Source organism: Nocardioides mangrovi (assembly GCF_020073815.1).
Taxonomy (GTDB): Bacteria; Actinomycetota; Actinomycetes; order Propionibacteriales; family Nocardioidaceae; genus Nocardioides; species Nocardioides mangrovi.
The window spans coordinates 1-21825 of the sequence record NZ_JAIQZJ010000006.1 but is presented as its reverse complement, the minus strand read 5'-3'; the positions used below and the strand labels follow the sequence as shown (position 1 = coordinate 21825).

Genomic DNA, 21825 nt, shown 5'->3' with positions numbered 1-21825 from the left:
GGGACGAAATCCTCCGCCGTCGCGAGTACCGTGCGAACGTGACCCAGACGCCCCACGTCCACCGGGAGCACGGCGTCGAGCGCCCCGACCCCTACGCCTGGATGGCCGCGGGCGGCGACGCGCTGCTCGACCACCTGGCCACAGAGCGCGCCGCCTACGACGCGGCGACCGCCCGCCTGCGCCCGCTCGCCGAGACGCTGCGTGCCGAGATGGTCGCGCGGGTCCCCGCGTCGGAGATCTCGCCGCGCTGGGCGCGGGCGCGCTACTCCTACGCCCTGCGCACCCGGGCCGGGGCGGAGTACGCCGACCTGGTGCGCGCGCCGGCGGAGGGCGGCCCCGACGAGGTGGCGTTGGACGTGGTCGCGCTGGCCGCGGACGCGGCGTACCTCGAGCTGGGCGTGACCGTGGTCAGCCCCGACGAGGACCTGCTCGCCTACTCGGTGGACCTGGACGGCGACGAGGTCTACGAGCTGCGCTTCCGCGACCTGCGGACCGGTCTCGATCTCGAGGAGGTGGTGCCCCGCAGCTACTACAGCGGGGCGTGGAGCGCCGACTCGGCGTGGTTCTTCTACACGGTCCACGACGACGCGTACCGCCCCCACCAGGTGTGGCGGCACCGCGTCGGCACGCCCGTCGCCGGGGACGTGCTGGTGCTCGAGGAGCCCGACGAGCGCTTCGAGGTGCAGGTGCGTGGCACCCGCACCGGCGACCTCGTGGTGCTGTGGAGCGAGAGCAACACGACCTCGGAGTGCTGGGTCGTCGACGCACGTGACGTGACGCGCGGGCCGTGGTCGGTCGGGGGGCGGCGCGACGGGGTCCGCTACCACGCGGAGCACCGCCGCCTCCCCGACGGATCCTCCGACCTGCTCGTGGTCACCGACGACGACGCTGTCGAGTCACGGCTGATGGTGGCCCCGGTGCCCGACGACGACCAGGACGCCACCTCGTGGATCGAGGCGCGTCCCGAGTCGCGGTCGCAGCACCTGCTGCGCGCCGACGCCTTCTCCTCCTGCGTCCTCCTGGCCGTCCGGGAGGACGGCGAGCACCGGCTGGTGCAGGTGCCGCACGACGACCTGGCCGGCACGCGGGGTTCCACCGAGCTGGAGGGTGACCTGCTCCGCTCCCCGCGGTACGACGCGGCCGCGGTCACCGTGCTCCAGGAGTCGTGGCTGCGGCCGGGCGTGGCCGTGTCGGACGACCTCGGCTCGGGCCTGCTGGACCGGGTCTGGGAGGAGGAGGCGCCCGGGTACGACGCGTCGGCGTACCTCACCGAGCGGCGCAGCTTCCCCTCGGCCGACGGGACCGCCGTACCGGCGACGATCCTGCGGCACCGCGACACGCCACTCGACGGCACCGCGCCGGCGCTGGTCTACGGCTACGGCTCCTACGGCGCGGTCGACGAGCCGGCGTGGGACCCCGCGCTGCCGAGCCTGCTCGACCGCGGGGTGGTCTACGTCTACGCCCACAACCGCGGCGGCGGCGAGCTCGGCCAGCGCTGGTACCTCGACGGGAAGCTCTCCCACAAGCAGCACACGTTCGACGACCACGTCGCGGTCGCCGACGGGCTCGCCCGCGACGGGCTGGTCGACCCCGACCGGATCGCGACCCGCGGGCTGTCCGCCGGCGGGCTGCTCCAGGGCGCGGTCTTCAGCCAGCGGCCGGACCGGTGGCGCGCCGTCGTGGCGGAGGTGCCGTTCGTGGACGTGGTGACCACGATGTTCGACGCCTCGATCCCGCTGACGATCACCGAGTGGGACGAGTGGGGTGACCCGCGCCGGCGCGCGGACTTCGACTGGATGCTGGCCTACTCCCCCTACGACAACCCGCCGCCCGCCGGGTCGCGGCCGGACCTGCTGGTGACCGGTGCGGTGCACGACCCGCGGGTGATGGTCCACGAGCCGGCGAAGTGGGTGGCGCGACTGCGCGAGACCGACCCGGAGTGGTCGCCGCGCTGCCTCTTCCGGGTCGAGACCGGGGCCGGGGCGCACACCGGGCCGTCCGGGCGCTTCGGGCACCTCGCCTACGAGGCCGAGGTCTACGCCTGGGTCCTGGACCGGCTGGGGGTCTCGTGACCCCGATTCACGCCGAGGTCATCGAGGTCGCCCGCGCGCTGATCCGTCTCGACACCAGCAACGCGCCCGGCCTGGACGCCCACGAGACCGCTCCGGCGACGTACCTGCACGACTACCTGACCGACGCCGGCGTCGACTGCGAGCTGGTCGCGCGCGATCCCCGGCGGGCCAACCTGGTCGCGCGGATCCCGGGCTCGGACCCGGGCGCACCCTCGCTGGCGTACGTCGGCCACCTCGACGTCGTCCCGGCCGACCCGCGGGACTGGACGCACCCGCCCTTCGCGGCCGTGGTCGACGAGGGCGGCTGGATGTGGGGCCGCGGCGCGATCGACATGAAGAACGAGGTCGCCGCCCGGGCCGTGGCGATGGCCGAGCTGGCGCGCACCGGCTTCCGGCCGCGCGGTGACCTGTGGCTGATCGCGGTCGCCGACGAGGAGGACGGCATGGCCGACGTCGGCATGCGCTGGCTCCTCGAGGCGCGGCCCGACATCCGTCCGGACCTGGCGGTCAACGAGGGCGGCGGGATGCGGCTGCCGCTGGCCGACGGGCGGGTCCTGCAGACGATCAGCGTCGGCGAGAAGGGCACCTACCCGGTGCGGGTGGTCGCGGTCGGCGAGGCCGGGCACGCGTCGACGCCGGACGTGGGGCGCAACGCCGTACCCCTGCTCGGCGAGCTGCTCGCGCGCGTGGGCCGGGGCATGCCGACGCCCGCACCGTCGCCGCACGTGGACGCGATGCTGGCGGTGCTCGTCGGACCGTACGACGACCGCGCGGCCGCGCTCGCTGCGGCCGCGGCGCTGCACCCGGTGCTGGCCCACGACATCCCGGCGCTCGGCGGGACGACGATGGCGCCGACGCTGCTGAGCGGGTCGGTGAAGCGCAACGTGATGCCGGCCCGCGCGTCCGTCGAGCTGGACTGCCGGATCCTGCCGGGGACGTCGACGGCCGATGTCGAGCGTGCGGTCCGCTCGCGGCTCGGCATGGACCTCCCCTACGAGCTCGAGTGGCCCGAGCCGCTGATCGCCGGCAGCGCCTCCTCGCCCACCACGGAGCTGATGTCGGCGATCTCCCGGGTGCTGGTCGCCTCCGGCGACGACGCCGAGCTGCTGCCGATGCTCTGCACGGGCTTCACCGACTCGGTCTACCTGCGTGAGGCGGGCACACCGACGGCGTACGGCTTCAGCCCCTTCCGCGAGACGTCGGCCGAGGTGATCACCGCCGGCTTCCACAACGCCGACGAGCGGGTGCACGTCGACGACCTGCTGCTCTCGGTGGAGTTCCACCTGGCGCTGGCGCGCGACCTGCTCGGCTGACCACCGCTACCGCAGACCCACGCAGTCGTGCGACCAGAAGGGATCGCAGTAGACCAGAGCGCCGGTCATCCAGTCCTCGCGGGCCGCGAACACCACGACCTGGAAGCCCGGGTCGGGGATGCGCGTCGACGGTGGGGCGAAGCCGAGCGGGCGGCCGGGCGACCAGCCGCGGGGGCCGTAGAAGCGTGGGTCGCCCTCGAGGAAGACCGCGGGCGTGCCGAGGCGCTCCGCCTCGACGACGGCCGCGGCGAGCAGGTCGGTGCCGATGCCCTGGCCGTGGTGGGAGGTCGCGACGGACATCGGGCTGAGCACGAGCACCTCGACGAGCGCCCGCTCGGCGTCGACCCAGCTGCGACTGAGCATCGTGTGCCCGACCACCTGTCCCTCGACCTCGGCGACCAGGCCCGCGCGGGCGTGGCCGGCATCCTCGAGAGCGGTGACCAGGCGGGCGACGACCGGGCCCTTGTCGCCGAAGGCGTCCGCGACGACGCCGGCGATCGCCGCACTGTCTGCTGGTGTCGCCGGACGGATGCTTGACTTCAAGTTCACTTCAACTTGCACCTTTGTCTCATGCCTGTTGCCGTCATCACCGGAGCCTCCCAGGGCCTGGGCCTCGCCCTCGCCACCCATCTCGCCGAGTCCGGCTGGACGATCGTCGCCGACGCGCGCGACGCCACGCGACTCATTTCCGCGATCGACGCACTGCCCGGCGGGCCGCACGTCGCCGTACCGGGCGACGTCACCGACTCGTGGCACCGCAGCGCCCTGGCGTCGTGGGCGGACGAGCTCGGCGGCGCCGAGCTGCTGATCAACAACGCGAGCACGCTCGGTGCGAGCCCGCTCCCCCGGTTCGTGGACCTCGACCCCACCGTCTACGCGCACATCCTCGACGTCAACGTCGTCGCGCCGATGGCGCTGACCGCCACGCTGCTCCCACAGCTGCGCGCACGGGGCGGCCGGGTCCTCAACATCAGCTCCGACGCAGGCGTCGAGGCCTACGAGGGCTGGGGCGGCTACGGATCCTCCAAGGCCGCCCTCGCCCACGCCACACGGGTGCTCGCGGCCGAGGAGCCCCAGGTGCGGGCGTACGCCGTCGATCCCGGCGACCTGCGCACGGCGATGCACCAGGCGGCGTTCCCCGGCGAGGACATCAGCGACCGGCCGCTGCCGGAGACCGTCGTACCGCGACTGCTGGACCTGGTGCTCGCATGAGCCTCTCCGCTGTCGTCCCTCCCGAGGCCCGCGGCGTCGCCCGCGACGGGGTCCGGCTCGCCGTGGTCACACCGTCGGGCACGACCCACGCGGTCGCCCGCGACCTGGCGTCCCACCTCTCCCCCGGCGACCTGGTCGTGGTCAACACCAGCGCGACGCTGCCGTCCGCACTGCCCGGCCTGCACGTCTCGACCTCGCTCGACGACGGGTCGTGGGTGGTCGAGCTGCGACAGCCCGACAACGCAGGACCGGCCACGCCGGTGCCCGGGGAGGTCGTGCCGCTCCCCGGCGGGGTGTCCCTGCGGATCGACGCGCCGTACCCGCCCGGCCAGACCCGGCTGTGGCGCGCGCTGCCGTCGCCGGCGGTCGACCGGGTCGCCTACCTCCAGGAGTGGGGGCAGCCGATCCACTACTCCTACGTGCGCGGCTCCTGGCCGCTCGACTCGCTCCAGAACGTCTACGCCCGGCACCCCGGATCCGCCGAGATGCCGTCCGCCGGGCGGCCGCTGACGGCGGCGGTGCTGGTGTCGCTGATGGCGGCCGGTGTCGCCGTCGCGCCGCTGGTGCTGCACACCGGCGTCGCCAGCCAGGAGAAGCACGAGCCACCGCAGCCCGAGGAGTACGTCGTCCCCGCCGCCACCGCCCGCCTGGTCAACTCGACCCTCGCCGCCGGCCGCCGCGTCGTCGCCGTCGGCACCACCGTCGTCCGGGCCCTGGAGTCCTCCGCCTTCGACGGGCGGGTCGTCCCGTCGGCCGGCTGGACCTCCCTCGTCCTCGGCCCGGCACACCCCGCCACGGTGGTCACCGGCCTCCTCACCGGCCTCCACGAGCCCGAGGCCTCCCACCTCCACCTGCTCCGCGCGGTCGCCGGTCCCACCCTCGTCGCCCGCGGCTACGCCGACCTCACCGCCGACTACCTCTGGCACGAGTTCGGCGACACCATGCTCCTCCTGCCCTGAGCCGCTCCGCCGGGTCAGCGGTGACGCTGGTGCGGCACGTAGAGCCGGACCGACCGCGCCGGCCCGCTCCCGCCCTCCGTGGTGGCGCGGACGGTGAACCGGTGCCAGCCGGGGCCAAGACCCGCGTAGTGGATCCGAGCGCCTTGGTACACCGGCGGGTAGCTTCCGGCGTGCTTGTCCCTGTGGCCGGGCGTGGTCGCGACGTACCTCGCGCAGCAGCTCCCCTTGAGGTTCGGGACCCTCCACTCGACGTCGGCGTGCCGGGCGCTGGTGATCTCGGCGGTCAGGTGCCGCACGGGTCCGGGCGGGACCGGGCCGTCGACCGTGGTGGTCAGCTCGCTCGTGTTGCCCTCGAGGTCGCGGGCGTAGAACGTGATGTCGCTGGTGCCGGCCGGCACCGGGATGCTGAGGGCGTAGTCGTAGGGGATGACCACGTCGTTCCCGTAGCTCACGAAGCTCCCGTGCGGGACGAAGCCGGTGCCGTCGTCGTAGACCTGCTCGGCGAGCACCTGGTCCCCGATCCGGGCGCCGAGCACGGCGAGGTCGTCGCCCGGCTCCAGGTCGCCGTACACCTCGGCCCGGACCCGCTGGCAGCTGGTCTCGCCGTCCAGGCACGGGTTGAGGCGCACCTGCGGGGGCGTGGTGTCGGGCTCGTCGTCGGCGTGCGCGGGGATGACCGGGACCGCGAGCAGGCCGGCCACGACGGCCAGCGTGGAGAGCAGCGCACGGGCGCCCCGAGACATCACCGGAGGAGGCTAACCCGGCGACGGCCCGGCCGTGGTCGCTATCGCGATGCGAGCTCGGCCAGCTCGAGCAGGTCGGCGTGCGTCGCCGCATCGGCGGCGGCCACCAGCCCGCTGCCGCCCGGAGAGTCGAGAGGCTCACCGCGGAGGTCGGTGACGACGCAGCCTGCTGCGCGACAGAGCGCGATCCCCGCGGCGAAGTGGACGTTGTCGACGAAGTGGCCGTCCGTGACGTACGCCGCGCGCCGGCCGGCGGCGACCCAGGCGAGGGCGAGGGTCGTCGACAGCACGCGACCGCCGTACCGGCTGCGGAAGTCCGGCAGGCCGAGCAGCGCGGCGGGTCGGAAGCGACCGGTATCGGGATGCACGGCGTCGAGATTGACGTCCACGAGGCGGGAGTCGGCCGAGGGCACGAGCGGTACGTCGCGGCCGGCCGCGCGGAGCAGGGCCACCGAGCCGTCGGTCCAGAAGGTCTCGTCGGCAACCGGGTCGACGCTCACCGCTGCGAGCACGGTGCCGCCGGCGTCGAGGAGCGCGACGTTGACGGCGACCAGCGGCGTGGTGACGGCGTAGTTCAGGGTGCCGCACAGCGGGTCGACGAGCCATCGGCGACCGGCGCCGTCGGCCCCGCTCGCCCCGGACTCCTCGCCCAGGAAGGCGTCCTCGGGGCGCGCGTCGCGGATCACCGCGAGGATCGCGCGCTCGGCCTCGACATCCGCCTCGGTGGCGAAGTCCGTGTCGGACTTCGCGTAGTGGGTCAGCGGGCCGCCGTACCGTGAGCGCACCTCCGCTGCGCCGGCCGCGGCGGCCGCGAGCGCGACCTCGGTGTCGCTTCCGGTCACGCGCTTGCCAGGAAGCTGAACCGCACCTCGCGGTCGTGGTTGTCGACGTTGAGGTCGACCAGGCAGATGCTCTGCCAGGTGCCGAGGGCGAGCCGGCCGCCGAGCACGGGGACGGTGGCGTACGGCGGGACCAGCGCCGGCATCACGTGCGAGCGACCGTGGCCGCGGCTGCCGTGCCGGTGCCGCCAGCGATCGTCGGCGGGCAGCAGGTCGGCCAGCGCGGCGAGGAGGTCGTCGTCGCTGCCCGCGCCGGTCTCGAGGATCGCGAGGCCGGCGGTGGCGTGCGGCACGAAGACGTGCAGCAGCCCGTCACCGCGCCCCTCGACGTACCGCCGGCACACATCGGTCAGGTCGAGGACCGCCTCGTCGGCGCCCGTCCGAAACGTCTCCGTCACCGAATCCATGCCTTCATGGTGACATCGGGCCACTACCGTCCCGCGCATGGAAGTCCTCGGTCTCGGCTGGCGCACCGATCTCGCGCTGCTGCGCCTCGGGGGCAGCGAGGTGGTCGACCGCTCGACGTACGCCGTGGTCCGCACACCCGACAACCCGACCTACCGCTGGGGCAACTTCCTGCTGCTCCGCCGCACGCCGCTGGCTCGCGACATCGGCCGGATCGACGAGCTCTTCGCCGCCGAGCTCCCCGACATCACCCACCGCGCGGTCGGCGTGGACCTGCCGGACGGGAGCATCGGCGACCTGCGCGCGCTCGCCGACGTCGGGTACGCCGTGTCAGGGTCGGTCGTGATGACGGCGAGCGCACTGCGCGAGCCCCGGCGCCCCAACCGGACCGCGCTGCTGCGGGCGCTCGTCGACGACGGCGACTGGGCCCAGCGGGTGCAGCTCGACCTCGCCTGCCACGACGGGTCGTCGCCGGAGTTCGTGGAGTTCAGCCGGCTCCGGGCCGAGGCCGAGCGCCGGCTGACCGAGGCGGGCACGGCCGTGTGGTTCGGCGCGTTCGACAACGAGCGGCTGGTCGCGACCCTGGGCGTGGTGCGGGCCGGGGACGGCCTGATCCGCTACCAGGAGGTGCAGACCCACCCGGAGACCCGCGGCCGTGGGCTCGCCGGCACGCTCGTGCACGCGGCCGGCACCTTCGCGCTGCGCGAGCTCGACGCCCACACGCTGGTGATCGTGGCCGATCCCGACCACCACGCGATCCGGATCTACCGGGCGCTGGGCTTCGAGGGCACCGAGACCCAGCTCCAGGCCGAGCTCACACGTCCGTCCCCTGCTGGCCCCCGGGGTTCGTGATCCCGCCCGCGCAGGACGCGAAGGGCTCGGGCGCCGTCTCGCCCCCGCCGTACCGCTGGATGAAGAGCTCGAGCCGGGGGTCGTCGGCGCCGGTGAGCGCCAGCTGCTCGCCCCAGACGGTCACGACGACCGGGGCGTCGAGCCCGGGGTAGGGCGCCATGATGCCGTTCTGCGGCAGCTCCCCCGCCAGCGTCGCGACGTCGTCGTCGGCGAGGCCGGGCCGGTAGCTGATCCACACGGCGCCGTGCTCCAGGTCGTGCACGGCGTTCTCGTCACGCACCGGGTCGTCGTAGACCCCGCACTCGAGCCACGCCGGGGCGTGCTCGCCGCCCACCGGCGGGCTCTGCGGGTAGTCGACGTCGCCGTCGGTGTGCGTGACCGCGAGGTCGGAGTAGGACGTCACCGCCGACAGGTCGCGCGGCACCGGCTCGCTGCCGGTGAGCAGGGCGACGCCCACCGCCAGCGCGACCACGATCGCGGCGCCGACCACGGCGAGCGCGATCACCGGGCCACGGCGCGACGGCGTCGGCGGGGTCGGGTACGACGCGACCAGGTGCGGACCCGGCTCCTCCTGGGCCGGCGGCGGGTACGGCGGAGGCGGCGGGATCGGTGAGTGGTCAGTCACCGAGGAGCCGCTCGACCCGTTCGACCTTTGCGGTCATCTGCCCGTCGTACCCGGGCCGGATGTCGGCCTTGAGCACGAGGCCGACCCGCGGCGACACCGCGGTGACGACGTCGACGGCCTGCTTCACCACGGCCATCACCTCGTCCCACTCCCCCTCGATGTTGGTGAACATCGAGTTGAGCTCGTAGGGCAGTCCCGACTCCTTCACCACCCGGACGGCGGCGGCGACAGCCTCCGACACCGAACCGGTCTCGTCGGCGACACCGGGCGAGATGCTCATGGCCACGATCATGGGGAAACGGTATCCAGCGCCTCCAGCCGCAGCCGGGCCAGGGCGTCGCGGGCCTGAAGGTGGGGCCGAAATGCCGAGTCGGCGTTGACTCACCCACGATCAGGGTGAATCAACGCCGACTCGAGGGTGAATCTGCGCCGGGTCGGCAATCAGCCGCGGCGGAGGTTCCGCAGCACGAACTGCATGATGCCGCCGTTGCGGTAGTAGTTGGCCTCACCGGGGGTGTCGATGCGGACGACCGCGTCGAACTCCACGTCGCCAGCCTTGACCTTGACCGTCTTGGGCGTGGTGCCGTCGTTCAGCGCGGTGATGCCGGTGATGGAGAACTCCTCCTCGCCGGTCAGACCGAGGGACTCGGCGGTCTCGCCGGCCGGGAACTGCAGCGGGATGACGCCCATGCCGATGAGGTTCGAGCGGTGGATCCGCTCGTACGACTCGGCGATGACCGCCTTCACGCCCAGCAGCGAGGTGCCCTTGGCCGCCCAGTCGCGCGACGAGCCGGAGCCGTACTCCTTGCCCGCGAGGACGACCAGGGGGATGCCGGCGGAGATGTAGTTCTCAGAGGCCTCGAAGACGGACGTGACCTCGCCGCCCGCGGTGAAGTCGCGGGTGACGCCGCCCTCGGTGCCCGGGGCCAGCTGGTTGCGCAGGCGGATGTTCGCGAACGTGCCGCGGATCATCACCTCGTGGTTGCCGCGGCGCGAGCCGTAGGAGTTGAAGTCCCGCTGCTCGACGCCGTGCTCGGCGAGGTAGCGGCCCGCCGGCGAGTCCTTCTTGATCGCGCCGGCCGGGCTGATGTGGTCGGTGGTGACCGAGTCGCCGAGCTTGAGCAGCACGCGCGCGCCGTCGATGTCGGTGACGGCCTCCGGCTCGTCGGGCATGCCCTCGAAGTAGGGAGGCTTCCGGACGTACGTCGACTCCTGGTCCCACTCGAAGGTGTCGCCCTCGGGGGTCGGGAGCGAGCGCCACTGCTCGTCGCCGGCGAAGACGTCCTGGTAGCTCTCCTCGAACATGTCCGAGGTGATCGCCTGCCGGATGGTGTCCTCGACCTCGGACGGCGACGGCCAGATGTCCTTCATGAAGACGTCGTTGCCGTCCTGGTCCTGACCCAGCGGGTCGTTGAACAGGTCGAAGTCCATCGAGCCGGCGAGCGCGTAGGCGACCACGAGCGGCGGCGACGCGAGGTAGTTCATCTTCACGTCCGGGTTGATCCGGCCCTCGAAGTTGCGGTTGCCCGACAGCACCGAGACGACGGCGAGGTCCTTCTCGTTGACCGCGGCCGAGACCTCGGGGATCAGCGGACCGGAGTTGCCGATGCAGGTGGTGCAGCCGTAGCCGACGAGGTTGAAGCCGAGCTTGTCGAGGTACGGCGTGAGGCCGGACTTCTCGTAGTAGTCCGAGACCACCTTCGACCCGGGGGCCAGGGTCGTCTTGACCCACGGCTTGCGGGTCAGGCCCTTCTCGACGGCCTTCTTCGCCAGCAGCGCGGCGCCGATCATGACCGACGGGTTGGAGGTGTTGGTGCACGACGTGATCGCCGCGATCGTCACCGCACCGTGGTCGAGGGTGAACGTGGTGCCGTCCTCGAGGGTCACCTCGACCGGGTCGCTCTTGCGGCCGTTGGCGCCGGCGGCGGCGCTGTAGTGCACCGGGGCCTGCTCGCCGTGGCCGTTGTGGGACGGCGGGTCGGAGGCCGGGAAGGACTCGGCGACCTCCTCGTCGTACCCGTTCTCGTCGCCGGTGGTGTCGACGTAGTCCTTGAGCGCGGCCCGGAAGCCCGGCTTGGCGTCCGCCAGCTCGACGCGGTCCTGCGGGCGCTTCGGGCCGGCGATCGACGGGACGACGGTGGCCAGGTCGAGCTCGAGCTTCTCGCTGTAGCGCGGCTCGGCGTCGGGGTCGTGCCAGAGTCCCTGCGCCTTGGAGTAGGACTCGACGAGCGCGATCTGCTCCTTGCTGCGGCCGGTCAGCTCGAGGTACTTGACGGTCTCCTCGTCGATCGGGAAGACCGCGATGGTCGAGCCGAACTCCGGGCTCATGTTGCCGATCGTGGCGCGGTTGGCCAGCGGCAGCGCGGAGACGCCCGGGCCGTAGAACTCGACGAACTTGCCGACGACGCCGTGCTTGCGCAGCATCTCGGTGATCGTGAGCACCAGGTCGGTCGCCGTGGAGCCCTCGGGGAGGTCGCCGTGGAGCTTGAAGCCGACGACGCGCGGGATGAGCATCGAGACCGGCTGGCCGAGCATCGCGGCCTCGGCCTCGATGCCGCCGACGCCCCAGCCGACCACGCCGATGCCGTTGACCATCGTGGTGTGGGAGTCGGTGCCGACGCAGCTGTCGGGGTAGGCCTGCAGCTCACCGTCCACCTCGCGGGTGAAGATCGTGCGGGCGAGGTGCTCGATGTTGACCTGGTGGACGATGCCGGTGCCCGGCGGGACGACCTTGAAGTCGTCGAAGGCGCCCTGGCCCCAGCGCAGGAACTGGTAGCGCTCGCGGTTGCGCTCGTACTCGATCTCGACGTTGCGCTCGAAGGCCTCCGGCGTACCGAACACGTCGGCGATCACGGAGTGGTCGATGACCATCTCGGCGGGTGCGAGCGGGTTGATCTTGGACGGGTCGCCGCCCATCTCCGCCATCGCCTCGCGCATGGTGGCGAGGTCGACGATGCAGGGCACGCCGGTGAAGTCCTGCATGACCACGCGGGCCGGGGTGAACTGGATCTCCTTGTCCGGCTCCGCGGTCTCGTCCCACCCGGCCAGCGCCTTGATGTGGTCGGCGGTGATGTCCGCGCCGTCCTCGGTGCGGAGGAGGTTCTCCAGCAGCACCTTGAGGCTGAAGGGCAGCGACGCGACGTCGAGGCCCTCGCCGGTCACCGCGTCGAGGCGGAAGATCTCGTAGGACGTGCCGTCCACGTCCAGGGTGCTCTTCGCACCGAAGCTGTCCTGACTGGCCACAGCAGTCATCTCCTGATGTCTCGTCGTCGTCCAGATCGCGATCCCCATCCTGCCGCCGTCGACGAGCGCGGGAAAAGGAAGGCTGCCCTAACTCTTCCCGCGCTCGTACGGCGACGGCCGGACCAGAAGATCTCTTGACATCAAGATACACGAGGTCGAGCGACAACTCGACCGCGACCCACCCTCGTTCAGCCCTGGGCGAGCTCCGCGTTGGGCTGCCACTGCTCCCACGACGCGATGCGCGACGCGTAGTCGGCCTTCGCGATGCCGAGCGGGGCGGAGCCGAGGAAGGCCCGCAGCGGCGGCTCCTCGGCGTCCACGATCGCCAGCACGGCGGCCGCGGAGGCGGTGGGGTCGCCGGGCGTGCCGACGCGCTTCTTCCGCGCCTCGACGGTCTTCTCGTGCAGCTCGGCGTACGCCGGCAGCTCGGCCGAGCGCTTCGACGACGAGCCGCCCCAGTCGGTGGCGAAGCCGCCGGGCTCGATCAGGGTGACGTGGATCCCGAAGTCGGCGACCTCCTGCGAGAGCGCCTGGGAGAAGCCCTCCAGCGCCCACTTCGACGCGTGGTAGGCGCCGACGAGCGGGAACGCCGAGATGCCGCCGATCGACGACACCTGGAGGATGTGGCCGGAGCCCTGCTCCCGCAGGAACGGAAGCGCCGCCTGCGTCACCCACATCGCGCCGAAGACGTTGGTCTCCATCTGGTCGCGGAACTCCTGCTCGGTCAGCTCCTCGACGAAGCCGAAGTGCCCGTAGCCGGCGTTGTTGACGACGACGTCGAGGCGGCCGAAGTGCTCGTGGGCCTGCCGGACGGCGGCGAAGTCGGCGTCGCGATCGGTGACGTCGAGCCGGATCGGCAGCAGCGCGTCGCCGTACTTCTGCACGAGGTCGTCGAGCGTGCTGGTGTCGCGCGCGGTGGCGGCGACCCTGTCGCCGCGCTCGAGGGCGGCGATGGTCCACTCGCGGCCGAAGCCGCGGGAGGCACCGGTGATGAACCAGGTCTTGGTAGTCATGGCTTCGAACGTACGACCTGGAGCGCGCTCGAACTCAAGGGCTCTACAGCGCGGCCTCCACCGCATCGGCCGACGCGGGGTAGGCGCGCTCGATCTCGGCGACGACGGTCTCCACGACGCGCACCCGCGCCGTCCGCTTCGACTCGGCCTCGATCAGGTGCCAGGGCGCGGTCGGCGTCGAGGTGCGGTCGACCATGTCCTCGACCGCCTGGGTGTACGCCGCGCGCTTCTCGCGGTTGCGCCAGTCCTCGTCGGTCAGCTTCCAGCTCTTGAGCGGGTCGTCGCGGCGGGCCTCGAACCGCGCCAGCTGCTCCTCGTCGCTGATGTGCAGCCAGAGCTTGATCAGGATCATGCCCTCGACGACCAGCATCTGCTCGAGCTCCTGGATCTCGAGGTAGGCCCGCTGCCAGGCGTCCTCCTCGGCGAATCCCTCGACCCGCTCCACGAGGACCCGGCCGTACCAGGACCGGTCGAAGACGGCCATCCCGCCCCAGCCGGGGAAGTGCGGCCAGAAGCGCCACAGCCAGTGGTGTCGCAGCTCGTCGTGGGTGGGCGCGGCGAAGGAGCTGACCCGGACGTGCCGCGGGTCGATCGGGGCGACCAGCCTCCGGATCGCGCCACCCTTGCCGGCGGCATCCCAGCCCTCGAGGACCACGCAGACCGGCGGACCGAGCGTCCCGTCGTTGGTCTGCCCGCCCATGTGCAGGCGGAGCGCGAGCAGTCGCTTCTGGGCGGCGGCGAGGCGGTCCTCGGCCTCGTCCCTGTCGAGCTTGAGGCTGAGGTCGACCTGGTCGAGGAGGCTCATCCCGCCAGACTGTCAGCGCGGGGCCAGCAGCGCCACGCACTCCACGTGATGGGTCATCGGGAAGAGGTCGAAGGCACGGAGGTCGCGCAGCTCGTAGCCGAGCTCGGCGAAGGTCGCGACGTCGCGGGCGAGGGCGGCGGGATCGCAGGCGACGTACGCCACGGCCCGCGGGCGCCGGTCGACGACGGCCTCGACCACCGGACGTCGTGCGCCCTCGCGCGGCGGGTCGAGGACGACGAGGTCGAACGGCTCGTCGTACGACGTGGCGAGCACCTGCCCGACGTCGCCGGGCCGGACGACGGCGCCCGGGCAGTTGGTCGCCGACAGCGCCGAGGCGGTGGCGTCGCCCTCGATCGCGACGACCCGGCCGGTCTCCCCCACGGCGTCGAGCAGGAAGCGGGCGAAGAGCCCGACCCCGGCGTAGAGGTCGAGGCACCGCTCCCCCGGCTGCGGCCCGAGCAGCTCCAGGACGGTGGTGACCAGGACGTCCGGCGCGCCCGGGTGGACCTGCCAGAAGCCGCCGTCGGCGACCTCGAAGGTGGTGTCGAGCGCGCGGTGGTCCGAAGGCTCGGGCGCCTCCAGGAGGCAGGTGTCGACCGGCACCAGGTCGTGCGAGCGGTGCTGACGCATCGCGCGGCCGCCGCCCGGCAGGGTCGCGTAGCGCTGGCGGGTGCGCCAGTGCAGGCCGTGCTCGTCGCCGGGCACGGCCTCGACGACCACGTCGCGGTCGAGCTTCGCCAGCCGGGCCAGCTGCTCGCGGACCACGTCGGCCTTGAGCGCGCGCTGTCGGGCGAGGTCGACGTGCTGGAAGTCGCAGCCGCCGCAGCGGCCGGGGCCGGCGTACGGGCAGGGCGGCGGGACGCGGTCGGGCGAGGCCTCGAGCACCTCGACGGCGTCGCCGCGCCAGAAGCGGTCGCCGTCGGTGCCCTCGGTGATCTCCAGGACGACGCGCTCGCCGGGGATCGCATGACGGAGAAAGACCACGCGGGACTCGGGCTCGGGGAGTCGGACGATGCAGTGGCCGCCGTGGGCGACCGGGCCGACCACGGCCTCGAAGCGCTGGCCGACCCGCGACGCGCCGCGCGGGGTCCGCTGGCGGGCCTGCCGGGGCGGGCGGCGGGTCACCGCTGGATCTGCCGGTTGCGCTGCGGGCGCTCGGGCACGTTGCCGGTGCGCAGGCCGGGCCGCATCCAGACGCCTTCGCGCTCCTCGCGCTCGCGGGCGATCTGGGAGGAGTGCAGCTGGTAGGGCACGGAGGTCACCATGACGCCGGGCGCGAAGAGCAGCCGGCCCTTGAGCCGCAGCGCCGTCTGGTTGTGCAGGAGCTGCTCCCACCAGCGGCCCACGACGTACTCGGGGATGTAGACGGCGACCACGCCGCGCGGGTTGGCCTTCCGGATCTCCAGGGCGTAGTCGACGATCGGGCGCACCAGCTCGCGGTAGGGCGAGTGGAGCACCTTGAGCGGGACGTCGATGTTGCGCTCGTCCCACTCCTCGAGGAGTCGGTTGGTCTCCACGGAGTCGACCGACACGTAGACGCCCTCGAGCACGTTGGGCCGGGTCGCCTTGGCGAAGGCCAGCGCCCGCAGGGTCGGCTTGTGCAGCTTGGAGACGAGGACGATGGCGTGCACCCGCGTGGGCATCACCTTGTCCTCCTCGTCGGCGGCCAGCTCCTCGTTGACGCTGTCGTAGTGACCGCGGATGCCGCGCATGATCATGAAGAAGACGACCATCGCGAGGATGGTGATCCAGGCGCCGGCCAGGAACTTGGTGATCAGCACGATCACCAGCACGACCGCGGTGAAGGTCAGGCCGACGGTGTTGATCACCCGCGACTGGTACATCCGCCGGCGTACGGCGGGGTCCTTCTCGGTCTTCAGGTGCCGGGTCCAGTGCCGGATCATGCCGAGCTGGCTGAGGTTGAAGGACACGAAGACGCCGACGATGTAGAGCTGGATCAGCCGGGTCGGCTCGGCGTCGAAGATCTGGATCAGGATGATCGCCATGATCGCGAGGAAGAGGATGCCGTTGCTGTAGGCGAGCCGGTCGCCGCGCGAGCCGAGGGCGCGCGGCGCGTAGCCGTCCTTCGCCAGGATCGAGCCGAGCACCGGGAAGCCGTTGAAGGCCGTGTTGGCCGCCAGCACCAGGATGATGCCGGTGACCGTCAGCACCAGGTAGAAGGCCGGGCGGAAGTCCTGGAAGATCGCGTCGGCCATCTGGGCGATGAGCGGGTGCTGGTCGGTGCCCGCCGGCACGGGGGCGCCGTCGATCGTCAGCCGGCCGAGGTCGCTCGGGTCGACGATCTGCACGCCCATCTGCTTGGCGAGCACGATGATGCTCAGCATCATCGAGATCGCGATCATGCCGAGCAGGAGCAGCGTGGTGGCGGCGTTCGTGCTCTTGGGCCGCCGGAAGGCCGGGACGCCGTTGGAGATCGCCTCGACGCCCGTCAGCGCCGCACAGCCCGACGAGAACGCCCGTGCCAGCAGGAAGATCAGGGCCGCGGTCGTCATCGAGTCGCCGTAGCCGGACTGCGGGATGATGTCGTACTGCGCGCTCTCGGCCATCGGCAGGTTGCCGCCGATGTACTCGATGAAGCCGTAGGCGCACATGCCGAGCACCGCGATCATGAAGGCGTACGTCGGGATCGCGAAGAACGTGCCGGACTCGCGGATGCCGCGCAGGTTCATCGCGGCCAGCACGATCACGAAGACCGTGGCGACGGTCGCCTCGTGGCCGCTGATCATCGGGATCGCTCCCGCGGCGTACTGCGCCCCGGAGGAGATCGACACGGCCACGGTGAGCACGTAGTCGACGAGCAGGGCGCTGGCCACGGTGGTGCCGGCCGTGGCGCCGAGGTTGACGGTGGCGACCTCGTAGTCGCCGCCGCCGCTGGGGTAGGCGTGCACGGTCTGGCGGTAGGACGCGACCACCGCGGTCATCACCAGGGCGACCGCGATGCCGATCTTCCAGGACCAGATGAAGGCCGAGGCGCCGGCCAGCGACAGCATGATGAAGATCTCGTCGGGGGCGTAGGCCACGGACGAGAGTGCGTCGCTGGCGAAGACCGGGAGCGCGATGCGCTTGGGGAGCAGCGTCTCGCCCAGCTGGGACGAGCGCAGCTTGCGCCCCAGCAGGATCCGCTTCGATACGTCGCCGACACCCACGAGCGGAAAGGCTAGACCCCGTTGACGGCGTGCGAGGTAATCCCGGCCCCGACACGTGTAGCGTCTGCCGCGTGCACGTCGTGATCATGGGCTGTGGACGCGTCGGCTCGACGCTCGCCCGCAGCCTCGAGGACCGCAACCACACGGTGTCGATCATCGACTCCGACCCGGACGCGTTCCGACGCCTGGGGCCCGGTTTCAACGGAGACAAGATCACCGGCCAGGGCTTCGACCAGGAGGTCCTCGAGAAGGCCGGCATCCGGCGCGCCGACGCGTTCGCCGCGGTCTCGAGCGGCGACAACTCCAACATCATCGCGGCGCGGGTGGCCCGCGAGACCTTCGGAATCCAGCAGGTCGTGGCCCGCATCTACGACCCCGGTCGCGCCGAGGTCTACCAGCGGCTCGGCATCACGACCGTCGCGACGGTCAAGTGGACCTCCGACCAGGTGCTGCGCCGGCTGCTGCCGGCCGGCGCCGAGCCCGACTTCCGCGACCCGTCCGGGACCATCCGGGTCGACCAGGTGCCGGCCCCCGAGGCCTGGATCGGGCACCGGACGGTCGACTTCCAGGCCCAGAGCCGCTGCCGGATCGCCTGGATCGACCGGCTGGGCGAGGGCGTGCTCCCCCACCGCGAGAGCGTGATCCAGGAGGGCGACATCCTCCACGTCGCGCTCCGCGAGGAGGACGCGGCCCACGCCTACCAGGTCATCGACGCCGGCCCGGACGAGAGCTGAGGACCCATGCGAGTCGCCATCGCCGGAGCCGGGGCCGTCGGCCGGTCCATCGCCCGCGAGCTGATCCACAACGGCCACCAGGTGCTGCTGGTCGACAAGAACCCCGACTCGATCAAGCCCGAGCGGGTGCCCAACGCCGAGTGGCTGCTCGCCGACTCCTGCGAGATGTCCTCGCTGGAGGAGGCGCGGCTCGACCAGTGCGACGTGGTCATCGCCGCGACCGGTGACGACAAGGTCAACCTGGTGACCGCGCTCCTCGCCAAGACCGAGTTCGGCGTGCCGCGCACGGTCGGCCGGGTCAACCACCCCAACAACGAGTGGCTCTTCACCGAGGCCTGGGGCGTGGACGTCAACGTCTCCACTCCGCGGATCATGTCCGCGCTGGTCGAGGAGGCGGTGACCGTGGGCGACCTGGTGCGGCTCTTCACCTTCCGCCAGGGCAACGCCAACCTCGTCGAGATGACGCTGCCGACGGACTCGCCGTACGTCGGGACCCCGACCGGGCTGATCCCCTTCCCGGAGAACTGCGCCCTGGTGACGATCCTGCGCGACGGCCAGGTCTACGTGCCCGACCCCGAGCAGCCGATCGAGGCCGGGGACGAGCTGCTCTTCGTCGTCCCCGCCGACATCGAGGAGAAGCTCGAGCGGCTGCTCGCCCCCTCGGCCCACGGCGGCTAGGGACGGCTAGGCCGGCTCCGTCGCCCCCACGGGGGTGTGGTTGCGGGAGAGCAGCCACACCATCGCGGCCAGGGCCGCGAGCTGGAGGGGCCAGCCCATCGCGATCTTGAGGATGCCGAGGGCGGCGACGGCCGAGTCGGCCTCCCAGGTGCCGGACTTGCCGGCGACCCAGATCGGCGCCTGCACGACCACCCGCAGCAGGCAGGGCAGGGTCAGCAGCCACGTGAGCCTCGAGCACAGCCGCACGACCTGCTTGTCGTGGTGCCACGCGGTCGGGTCGCCGGTGACGCTGCCGACCATGAAGCCGACGAGGGGCCAGCCGACCAGGCAGCTGAGCGCCAGCACGACGGTGTAGCCGCCGTTGTAGAGGATCCCGGGCAGGAAGTAGGCCAGCGCCTGGTCGTCGGCGCTTCCGCCCTGCCGTGCGGAGATGGTGACGAAGAGCCAGCCGATGCCGATGCCGAAGAGCGCGTTGAGGCAGAACTGCACCGTCGTGCGCTGCACCAGCCGCGCGATCAGCAGGCCGACGGCGGCGACGATGCTCACCCCGAGCGCGACCGGCATCTCCCGGGTGGTCAGCCAGAGGACCGTGAAGATGATGGTCGGGACGGCGGCCTCGATCATGCCGCGCCGGCCGCCGAGCGCCTTGGACATCTGCGCGCGGACGACGGACTCGACCGTGTCGACGGTCGGGTCGGCTGCCGGGTGGACCTGCTCGCTCACGGCATCAGCTCGTAGCGCGGGTTGAAGAGCACGCACTCGCCGTCCTGCCGGCCGATCCGGCCCTCCACCTGGAGGGAGCGGCCGGGGGCGATGCCGCTGATCCGGCGGCGGCCGAGCCAGATGACGGTGAGGACGCCCGTGCCGTCGTCGAGCTCCGCCTCGAGGGCGGGTACGCCGCCGCGGGGGCGCAGCGTCACGGTCCTGAGGGTGCCGCGGAGCCGGACCAGCTGCCGCTCCGGGGCCTCGCCGATCCGGTCGATGCCGCTGTCGGCGTACTCCTTGCGCAGGTCGCGGGCATGCTGGTCGGAGGCGTTGGCCCACCGGCTGATGCTGCGCCGCAGCCGACTCTTCTCGCCCATCCCCGTCCTCGGTCCCGTCCCCGGCTCAGACGCGCTGGGTCTGGGACGCCGGCGGCAGTCGGAGCGGCAGCTCCGCGCCGACGGGCATCGCCTGCGACCCACGGCGGACGACGACCCGCTCGACGGCGTCCTGCCAGGGGCTCGCGTTGTCGGGCTCGAGCGCGGGGCGGCCGAGGAAGGTGGCACGCAGCATCCAGCGGTCGCCGTTGATGCCCACGACCCGCGAGACCTGGGTGCCGGTGCGGCCGTCCTCGGTGCGGACGGTGATCCGGCAGTCGAGCTCGGTGCCGTAGCGGCCCTCGCGCTGGCTGGCGGTGCCGCCGCGCTGGGCGTAGTCGGCCGCGATCCGCGGCATCACCTCGCTCCACAGGTCGCCGTTGCGCGGGGCGGCGAAGGCCTTGATCTCGACGATGCCGTCCTCGGCGGCCAGCACGACCGCCTGGACCTCGGTCTCGTCGGCGTCGGCCTGGAGGCGCACCTCGATGCCCTCGACCGGCTCCAGCAGCAGCGAGCCCAGGTCGAGCCGCTCGACCTCGGCGTCCAGGGCCGGGTCGTCGACGTCGAAGGGACCGGTGGCCGGCTCAGCCTCGGGTGCGTCGGGGGTCGTCGCCTCCGGCTCGGCCTCGGTGGACTTGCGACGGAACTTCACGGGACTGCTCTCTCCTCGACGCGGGGTCGTGCGCGGTGCGGTGCGGTGCGGTGGCGGGAACCGGTCAGGACCGACCGAACCCTCCGGTAGAACCGTAGCCCCCGGCCCCTCGGACGGAGTCAGGGAGACCCTCGACCTCGACGAAGCGAGCGGTCTCGAAGCGCTGGACGACCAGCTGCGCCACCCGGTCGCCGCGGCGCAGCTCGATCGGCTCGGCGGGGTCGTGGTTGATCAGCAGCACCTTGATCTCGCCGCGGTAGCCGGCGTCGACGGTGCCGGGGGTGTTGACGATGGACAGGCCGTGCCGGGCGGCCAGGCCCGACCTCGGGTGCACGAGGGCGACGTACCCGGGCGGCAGCGCGATCGCGATCCCGGTCGGCACCAGGCCCCGCTCGCCCGGCTGGAGGGTGAGGTCGATCGTGGTCACGAGGTCGGCGCCGGCGTCGCCGGGGTGGGCGTACGCCGGGGCCGGCAGGTCGGGGTCGAGGCGCTGGACGAGCACCTCGACGTCGGGGGTCGGATCGGGGGTCACATCGGCATCCGGCACGAGGCCGGACCCTACCGGCCGCCCCCTCCCCGGCCAATGAAAAGATGCCGTGCGTGAGCACCGCCCCGACCTACACCGAGCGCCTCGGCGTTCCGCTGCGCTGGTGGGTCCAGGGCGTCATGTTCATCGCCACCCTGTGGCTGGCGGTCGTGGTGGCCGTTCCCGGCCTCACCGCGTGGATCGTGACCGCCGTGGCGCTGGCGCTGCTGGCCTCCGGCTTCCTCTCCTACGGCTCGGCGCGCCTGGCCGTGGCCGACGGGACCTTCCGGGCCGGGGCCGCGCACATCGCCGGCCAGCACCTCGGCGAGGCCCGGGCCCTCGACGCCGAGGAGACCCGGCGTACGGCGGGCATGCACGCGGATGCCCGCGCCTTCCTGCTGCTGCGCCCCTACCTCAAGCGGGCCGTGAAGGTGGAGATCACCGACCCGGCCGACCCCGCGCCGTACTGGCTGGTCTCGACGCGGCACCCGGAGGAGCTGGCGAAGGCCCTCACGGCGCTCGTCCAGGCCGCTCACGCCTGAGCACCCGGCGTCGGCGGGCGCCGGCCTGGGTACGGTGAGCGCATGGCATCTGGAGGATCGAAGGTCTGGACGGTCTTCTCGCTCGTCTCCGCGCTCGGCGCGGCGATGTTCGCGAAGAAGGCCATCGACAAGTCCTGGACGGTGGCGACCGGCAAGAAGCCGCCCGAGAACCCCGCCGACCCCGACGTCGAGGTCTGGGAGGCCGTCGCCTGGGCGACGGTCAGCGGCACCGCGGTCGCCCTCGCCCGGATGTTGGCGCAGCGCCGGGCGGCCGACTACTACCGGCGCTCGACCGGGCACCTGCCGCCGGACCTGCAGAAGGACGACCAGGTCGCCTGAGTCGCCTGAGACGTGCAGAAGGGGGGG

The 21825-nt window shown here is 72.4% G+C and carries 24 protein-coding genes; 9 read left to right on the top strand and 15 right to left on the bottom strand.

The features are described from left to right. The first annotated feature begins 38 nt into the window (after positions 1–38). Both K8U61_RS25445 and K8U61_RS10995 read left to right on the top strand, forming a co-directional pair. Positions 39–2072: a prolyl oligopeptidase family serine peptidase gene (locus K8U61_RS25445; RefSeq protein ID WP_224123063.1), complete on the top strand. Its 2034-nt coding sequence runs from the start codon at positions 39–41 to the stop codon at positions 2070–2072. Continuing rightward, positions 2069–3385, top strand: coding sequence for a M20/M25/M40 family metallo-hydrolase (locus K8U61_RS10995; RefSeq protein ID WP_224123062.1), 1317 nt, complete (start codon positions 2069–2071; stop codon positions 3383–3385). Before K8U61_RS25445 ends, K8U61_RS10995 begins: the two co-directional genes overlap by 4 nt. 6 nt (positions 3386–3391) lie before the next feature. Here K8U61_RS10995 and K8U61_RS10990 read toward each other — a convergent pair whose 3' ends face one another. After that, positions 3392–3928, bottom strand: a complete 537-nt coding sequence (locus tag K8U61_RS10990; protein ID WP_224123061.1) for a GNAT family N-acetyltransferase — start codon at positions 3926–3928, stop codon at positions 3392–3394. 27 nt (positions 3929–3955) lie between these two features. On the opposite strand from K8U61_RS10990, the gene K8U61_RS10985 reads away from it, so the two are divergent. Further along, positions 3956–4597: an SDR family NAD(P)-dependent oxidoreductase gene (locus tag K8U61_RS10985; RefSeq protein ID WP_224123060.1), complete on the top strand. Its 642-nt coding sequence runs from the start codon at positions 3956–3958 to the stop codon at positions 4595–4597. Next, entirely contained in the window at positions 4594–5556 is a 963-nt protein-coding gene (locus K8U61_RS10980; protein ID WP_224123059.1) for an S-adenosylmethionine:tRNA ribosyltransferase-isomerase, read from the top strand. The genes K8U61_RS10985 and K8U61_RS10980 overlap by 4 nt, the downstream gene beginning before the upstream one ends. A 14-nt stretch (positions 5557–5570) precedes the next feature. Here K8U61_RS10980 and K8U61_RS10975 read toward each other — a convergent pair whose 3' ends face one another. From K8U61_RS10975 to K8U61_RS10965, 3 genes are read right to left on the bottom strand one after another with little or no spacing between them, the layout of a single operon-like run. Continuing rightward, the gene (locus tag K8U61_RS10975) at positions 5571–6302 is read right to left on the bottom strand and encodes a fibronectin type III domain-containing protein (RefSeq protein ID WP_224123058.1); all 732 of its coding nucleotides are present in this window, start codon (positions 6300–6302) and stop codon (positions 5571–5573) included. Between the two features lie 38 nt (positions 6303–6340). Next, positions 6341–7141, bottom strand: coding sequence for an inositol monophosphatase family protein (locus K8U61_RS10970; RefSeq protein WP_224123057.1), 801 nt, complete (start codon positions 7139–7141; stop codon positions 6341–6343). Continuing rightward, positions 7138–7545: a YjbQ family protein gene (locus K8U61_RS10965; protein WP_224123056.1), complete on the bottom strand. Its 408-nt coding sequence runs from the start codon at positions 7543–7545 to the stop codon at positions 7138–7140. The genes K8U61_RS10970 and K8U61_RS10965 overlap by 4 nt, the downstream gene beginning before the upstream one ends. Before the next feature lie 37 nt (positions 7546–7582). Between K8U61_RS10965 and K8U61_RS10960 the strand changes: the two genes are divergently transcribed. After that, positions 7583–8395: a GNAT family N-acetyltransferase gene (locus tag K8U61_RS10960; protein ID WP_224123055.1), complete on the top strand. Its 813-nt coding sequence runs from the start codon at positions 7583–7585 to the stop codon at positions 8393–8395. Here the strand turns inward: K8U61_RS10960 and K8U61_RS10955 are convergent. The 7 genes from K8U61_RS10955 to K8U61_RS10925 form a co-directional block, all read right to left on the bottom strand. Continuing rightward, complete coding sequence (locus K8U61_RS10955; protein ID WP_224123054.1) at positions 8358–9020, bottom strand: thioredoxin-like domain-containing protein; 663 nt, start codon at positions 9018–9020, stop codon at positions 8358–8360. The genes K8U61_RS10960 and K8U61_RS10955 overlap by 38 nt on opposite strands. Next, positions 9013–9312, bottom strand: a complete 300-nt coding sequence (locus K8U61_RS10950; RefSeq protein ID WP_224123053.1) for an MTH1187 family thiamine-binding protein — start codon at positions 9310–9312, stop codon at positions 9013–9015. Before K8U61_RS10950 ends, K8U61_RS10955 begins: the two co-directional genes overlap by 8 nt. Positions 9313–9461: 149 nt before the next feature. Continuing rightward, positions 9462–12272 (bottom strand): aconitate hydratase, encoded by a 2811-nt coding sequence (locus K8U61_RS10945; RefSeq protein ID WP_224123052.1) that lies wholly within the window; start codon positions 12270–12272, stop codon positions 9462–9464. A gap of 179 nt (positions 12273–12451) precedes the next feature. Beyond that, positions 12452–13276, bottom strand: coding sequence for an SDR family oxidoreductase (locus K8U61_RS10940; protein ID WP_224123051.1), 825 nt, complete (start codon positions 13274–13276; stop codon positions 12452–12454). 43 nt (positions 13277–13319) lie between these two features. After that, positions 13320–14081: a polyphosphate kinase 2 family protein gene (locus tag K8U61_RS10935; RefSeq protein WP_224123050.1), complete on the bottom strand. Its 762-nt coding sequence runs from the start codon at positions 14079–14081 to the stop codon at positions 13320–13322. Between the two features lie 12 nt (positions 14082–14093). Beyond that, positions 14094–15206, bottom strand: a complete 1113-nt coding sequence (locus K8U61_RS10930) for a class I SAM-dependent RNA methyltransferase (protein ID WP_224123049.1) — start codon at positions 15204–15206, stop codon at positions 14094–14096. Further along, positions 15203–17248 carry an APC family permease gene (locus K8U61_RS10925; RefSeq protein ID WP_224123048.1) on the bottom strand — a complete coding sequence of 682 codons (2046 nt, stop codon included), beginning with the start codon at positions 17246–17248 and terminating at the stop codon, positions 15203–15205. Before K8U61_RS10925 ends, K8U61_RS10930 begins: the two co-directional genes overlap by 4 nt. Positions 17249–17319: 71 nt before the next feature. Between K8U61_RS10925 and K8U61_RS10920 the strand changes: the two genes are divergently transcribed. Further along, positions 17320–17982: a potassium channel family protein gene (locus K8U61_RS10920; RefSeq protein ID WP_224123047.1), complete on the top strand. Its 663-nt coding sequence runs from the start codon at positions 17320–17322 to the stop codon at positions 17980–17982. Between the two features lie 6 nt (positions 17983–17988). Beyond that, complete coding sequence (locus K8U61_RS10915; protein WP_224123046.1) at positions 17989–18660, top strand: potassium channel family protein; 672 nt, start codon at positions 17989–17991, stop codon at positions 18658–18660. Between the two features lie 6 nt (positions 18661–18666). Here K8U61_RS10915 and K8U61_RS10910 read toward each other — a convergent pair whose 3' ends face one another. The 4 genes from K8U61_RS10910 to dut form a co-directional block, all read right to left on the bottom strand. After that, entirely contained in the window at positions 18667–19383 is a 717-nt protein-coding gene (locus tag K8U61_RS10910; protein WP_224123045.1) for a DUF3159 domain-containing protein, read from the bottom strand. Then, positions 19380–19742 carry an OB-fold nucleic acid binding domain-containing protein gene (locus K8U61_RS10905; protein WP_224123044.1) on the bottom strand — a complete coding sequence of 121 codons (363 nt, stop codon included), beginning with the start codon at positions 19740–19742 and terminating at the stop codon, positions 19380–19382. Before K8U61_RS10905 ends, K8U61_RS10910 begins: the two co-directional genes overlap by 4 nt. A 25-nt stretch (positions 19743–19767) precedes the next feature. Then, entirely contained in the window at positions 19768–20391 is a 624-nt protein-coding gene (locus K8U61_RS10900; protein ID WP_224123043.1) for a DUF3710 domain-containing protein, read from the bottom strand. A gap of 64 nt (positions 20392–20455) precedes the next feature. Next, positions 20456–20938 carry a dUTP diphosphatase gene (gene dut / locus K8U61_RS10895; RefSeq protein WP_224123042.1) on the bottom strand — a complete coding sequence of 161 codons (483 nt, stop codon included), beginning with the start codon at positions 20936–20938 and terminating at the stop codon, positions 20456–20458. Between the two features lie 53 nt (positions 20939–20991). Here dut and K8U61_RS10890 point away from each other — a divergent pair, with 53 nt between their 5' ends. After that, the gene (locus K8U61_RS10890; protein WP_224123041.1) at positions 20992–21459 is read left to right on the top strand and encodes a DUF3093 domain-containing protein; all 468 of its coding nucleotides are present in this window, start codon (positions 20992–20994) and stop codon (positions 21457–21459) included. A gap of 42 nt (positions 21460–21501) precedes the next feature. Next, complete coding sequence (locus tag K8U61_RS10885; RefSeq protein ID WP_224123040.1) at positions 21502–21798, top strand: DUF4235 domain-containing protein; 297 nt, start codon at positions 21502–21504, stop codon at positions 21796–21798. The last annotated feature ends 27 nt before the right edge of the window (positions 21799–21825 follow it).

Excerpts from the sequence above, each read along its gene's own strand:
- K8U61_RS10985 (WP_224123060.1), top strand. The coding sequence starts at position 3,956 with ATGCCTGTTGCCGTCATCACCGGAGCCTCCCAGGGCCTGGGCCTCGCC.
- K8U61_RS10980 (WP_224123059.1), top strand. The coding sequence starts at position 4,594 with ATGAGCCTCTCCGCTGTCGTCCCTCCCGAGGCCCGCGGCGTCGCCCGC.
- K8U61_RS10965 (WP_224123056.1), bottom strand. The coding sequence starts at position 7,545 with ATGGATTCGGTGACGGAGACGTTTCGGACGGGCGCCGACGAGGCGGTC.
- K8U61_RS10960 (WP_224123055.1), top strand. The coding sequence starts at position 7,583 with ATGGAAGTCCTCGGTCTCGGCTGGCGCACCGATCTCGCGCTGCTGCGC.
- K8U61_RS10950 (WP_224123053.1), bottom strand. The coding sequence starts at position 9,312 with ATGATCGTGGCCATGAGCATCTCGCCCGGTGTCGCCGACGAGACCGGT.
- K8U61_RS10945 (WP_224123052.1), bottom strand. The coding sequence starts at position 12,272 with ATGACTGCTGTGGCCAGTCAGGACAGCTTCGGTGCGAAGAGCACCCTG.
- K8U61_RS10940 (WP_224123051.1), bottom strand. The coding sequence starts at position 13,276 with ATGACTACCAAGACCTGGTTCATCACCGGTGCCTCCCGCGGCTTCGGC.
- K8U61_RS10935 (WP_224123050.1), bottom strand. The coding sequence starts at position 14,081 with ATGAGCCTCCTCGACCAGGTCGACCTCAGCCTCAAGCTCGACAGGGAC.
- K8U61_RS10915 (WP_224123046.1), top strand. The coding sequence starts at position 17,989 with ATGCGAGTCGCCATCGCCGGAGCCGGGGCCGTCGGCCGGTCCATCGCC.
- K8U61_RS10905 (WP_224123044.1), bottom strand. The coding sequence starts at position 19,742 with ATGGGCGAGAAGAGTCGGCTGCGGCGCAGCATCAGCCGGTGGGCCAAC.
- K8U61_RS10885 (WP_224123040.1), top strand. The coding sequence starts at position 21,502 with ATGGCATCTGGAGGATCGAAGGTCTGGACGGTCTTCTCGCTCGTCTCC.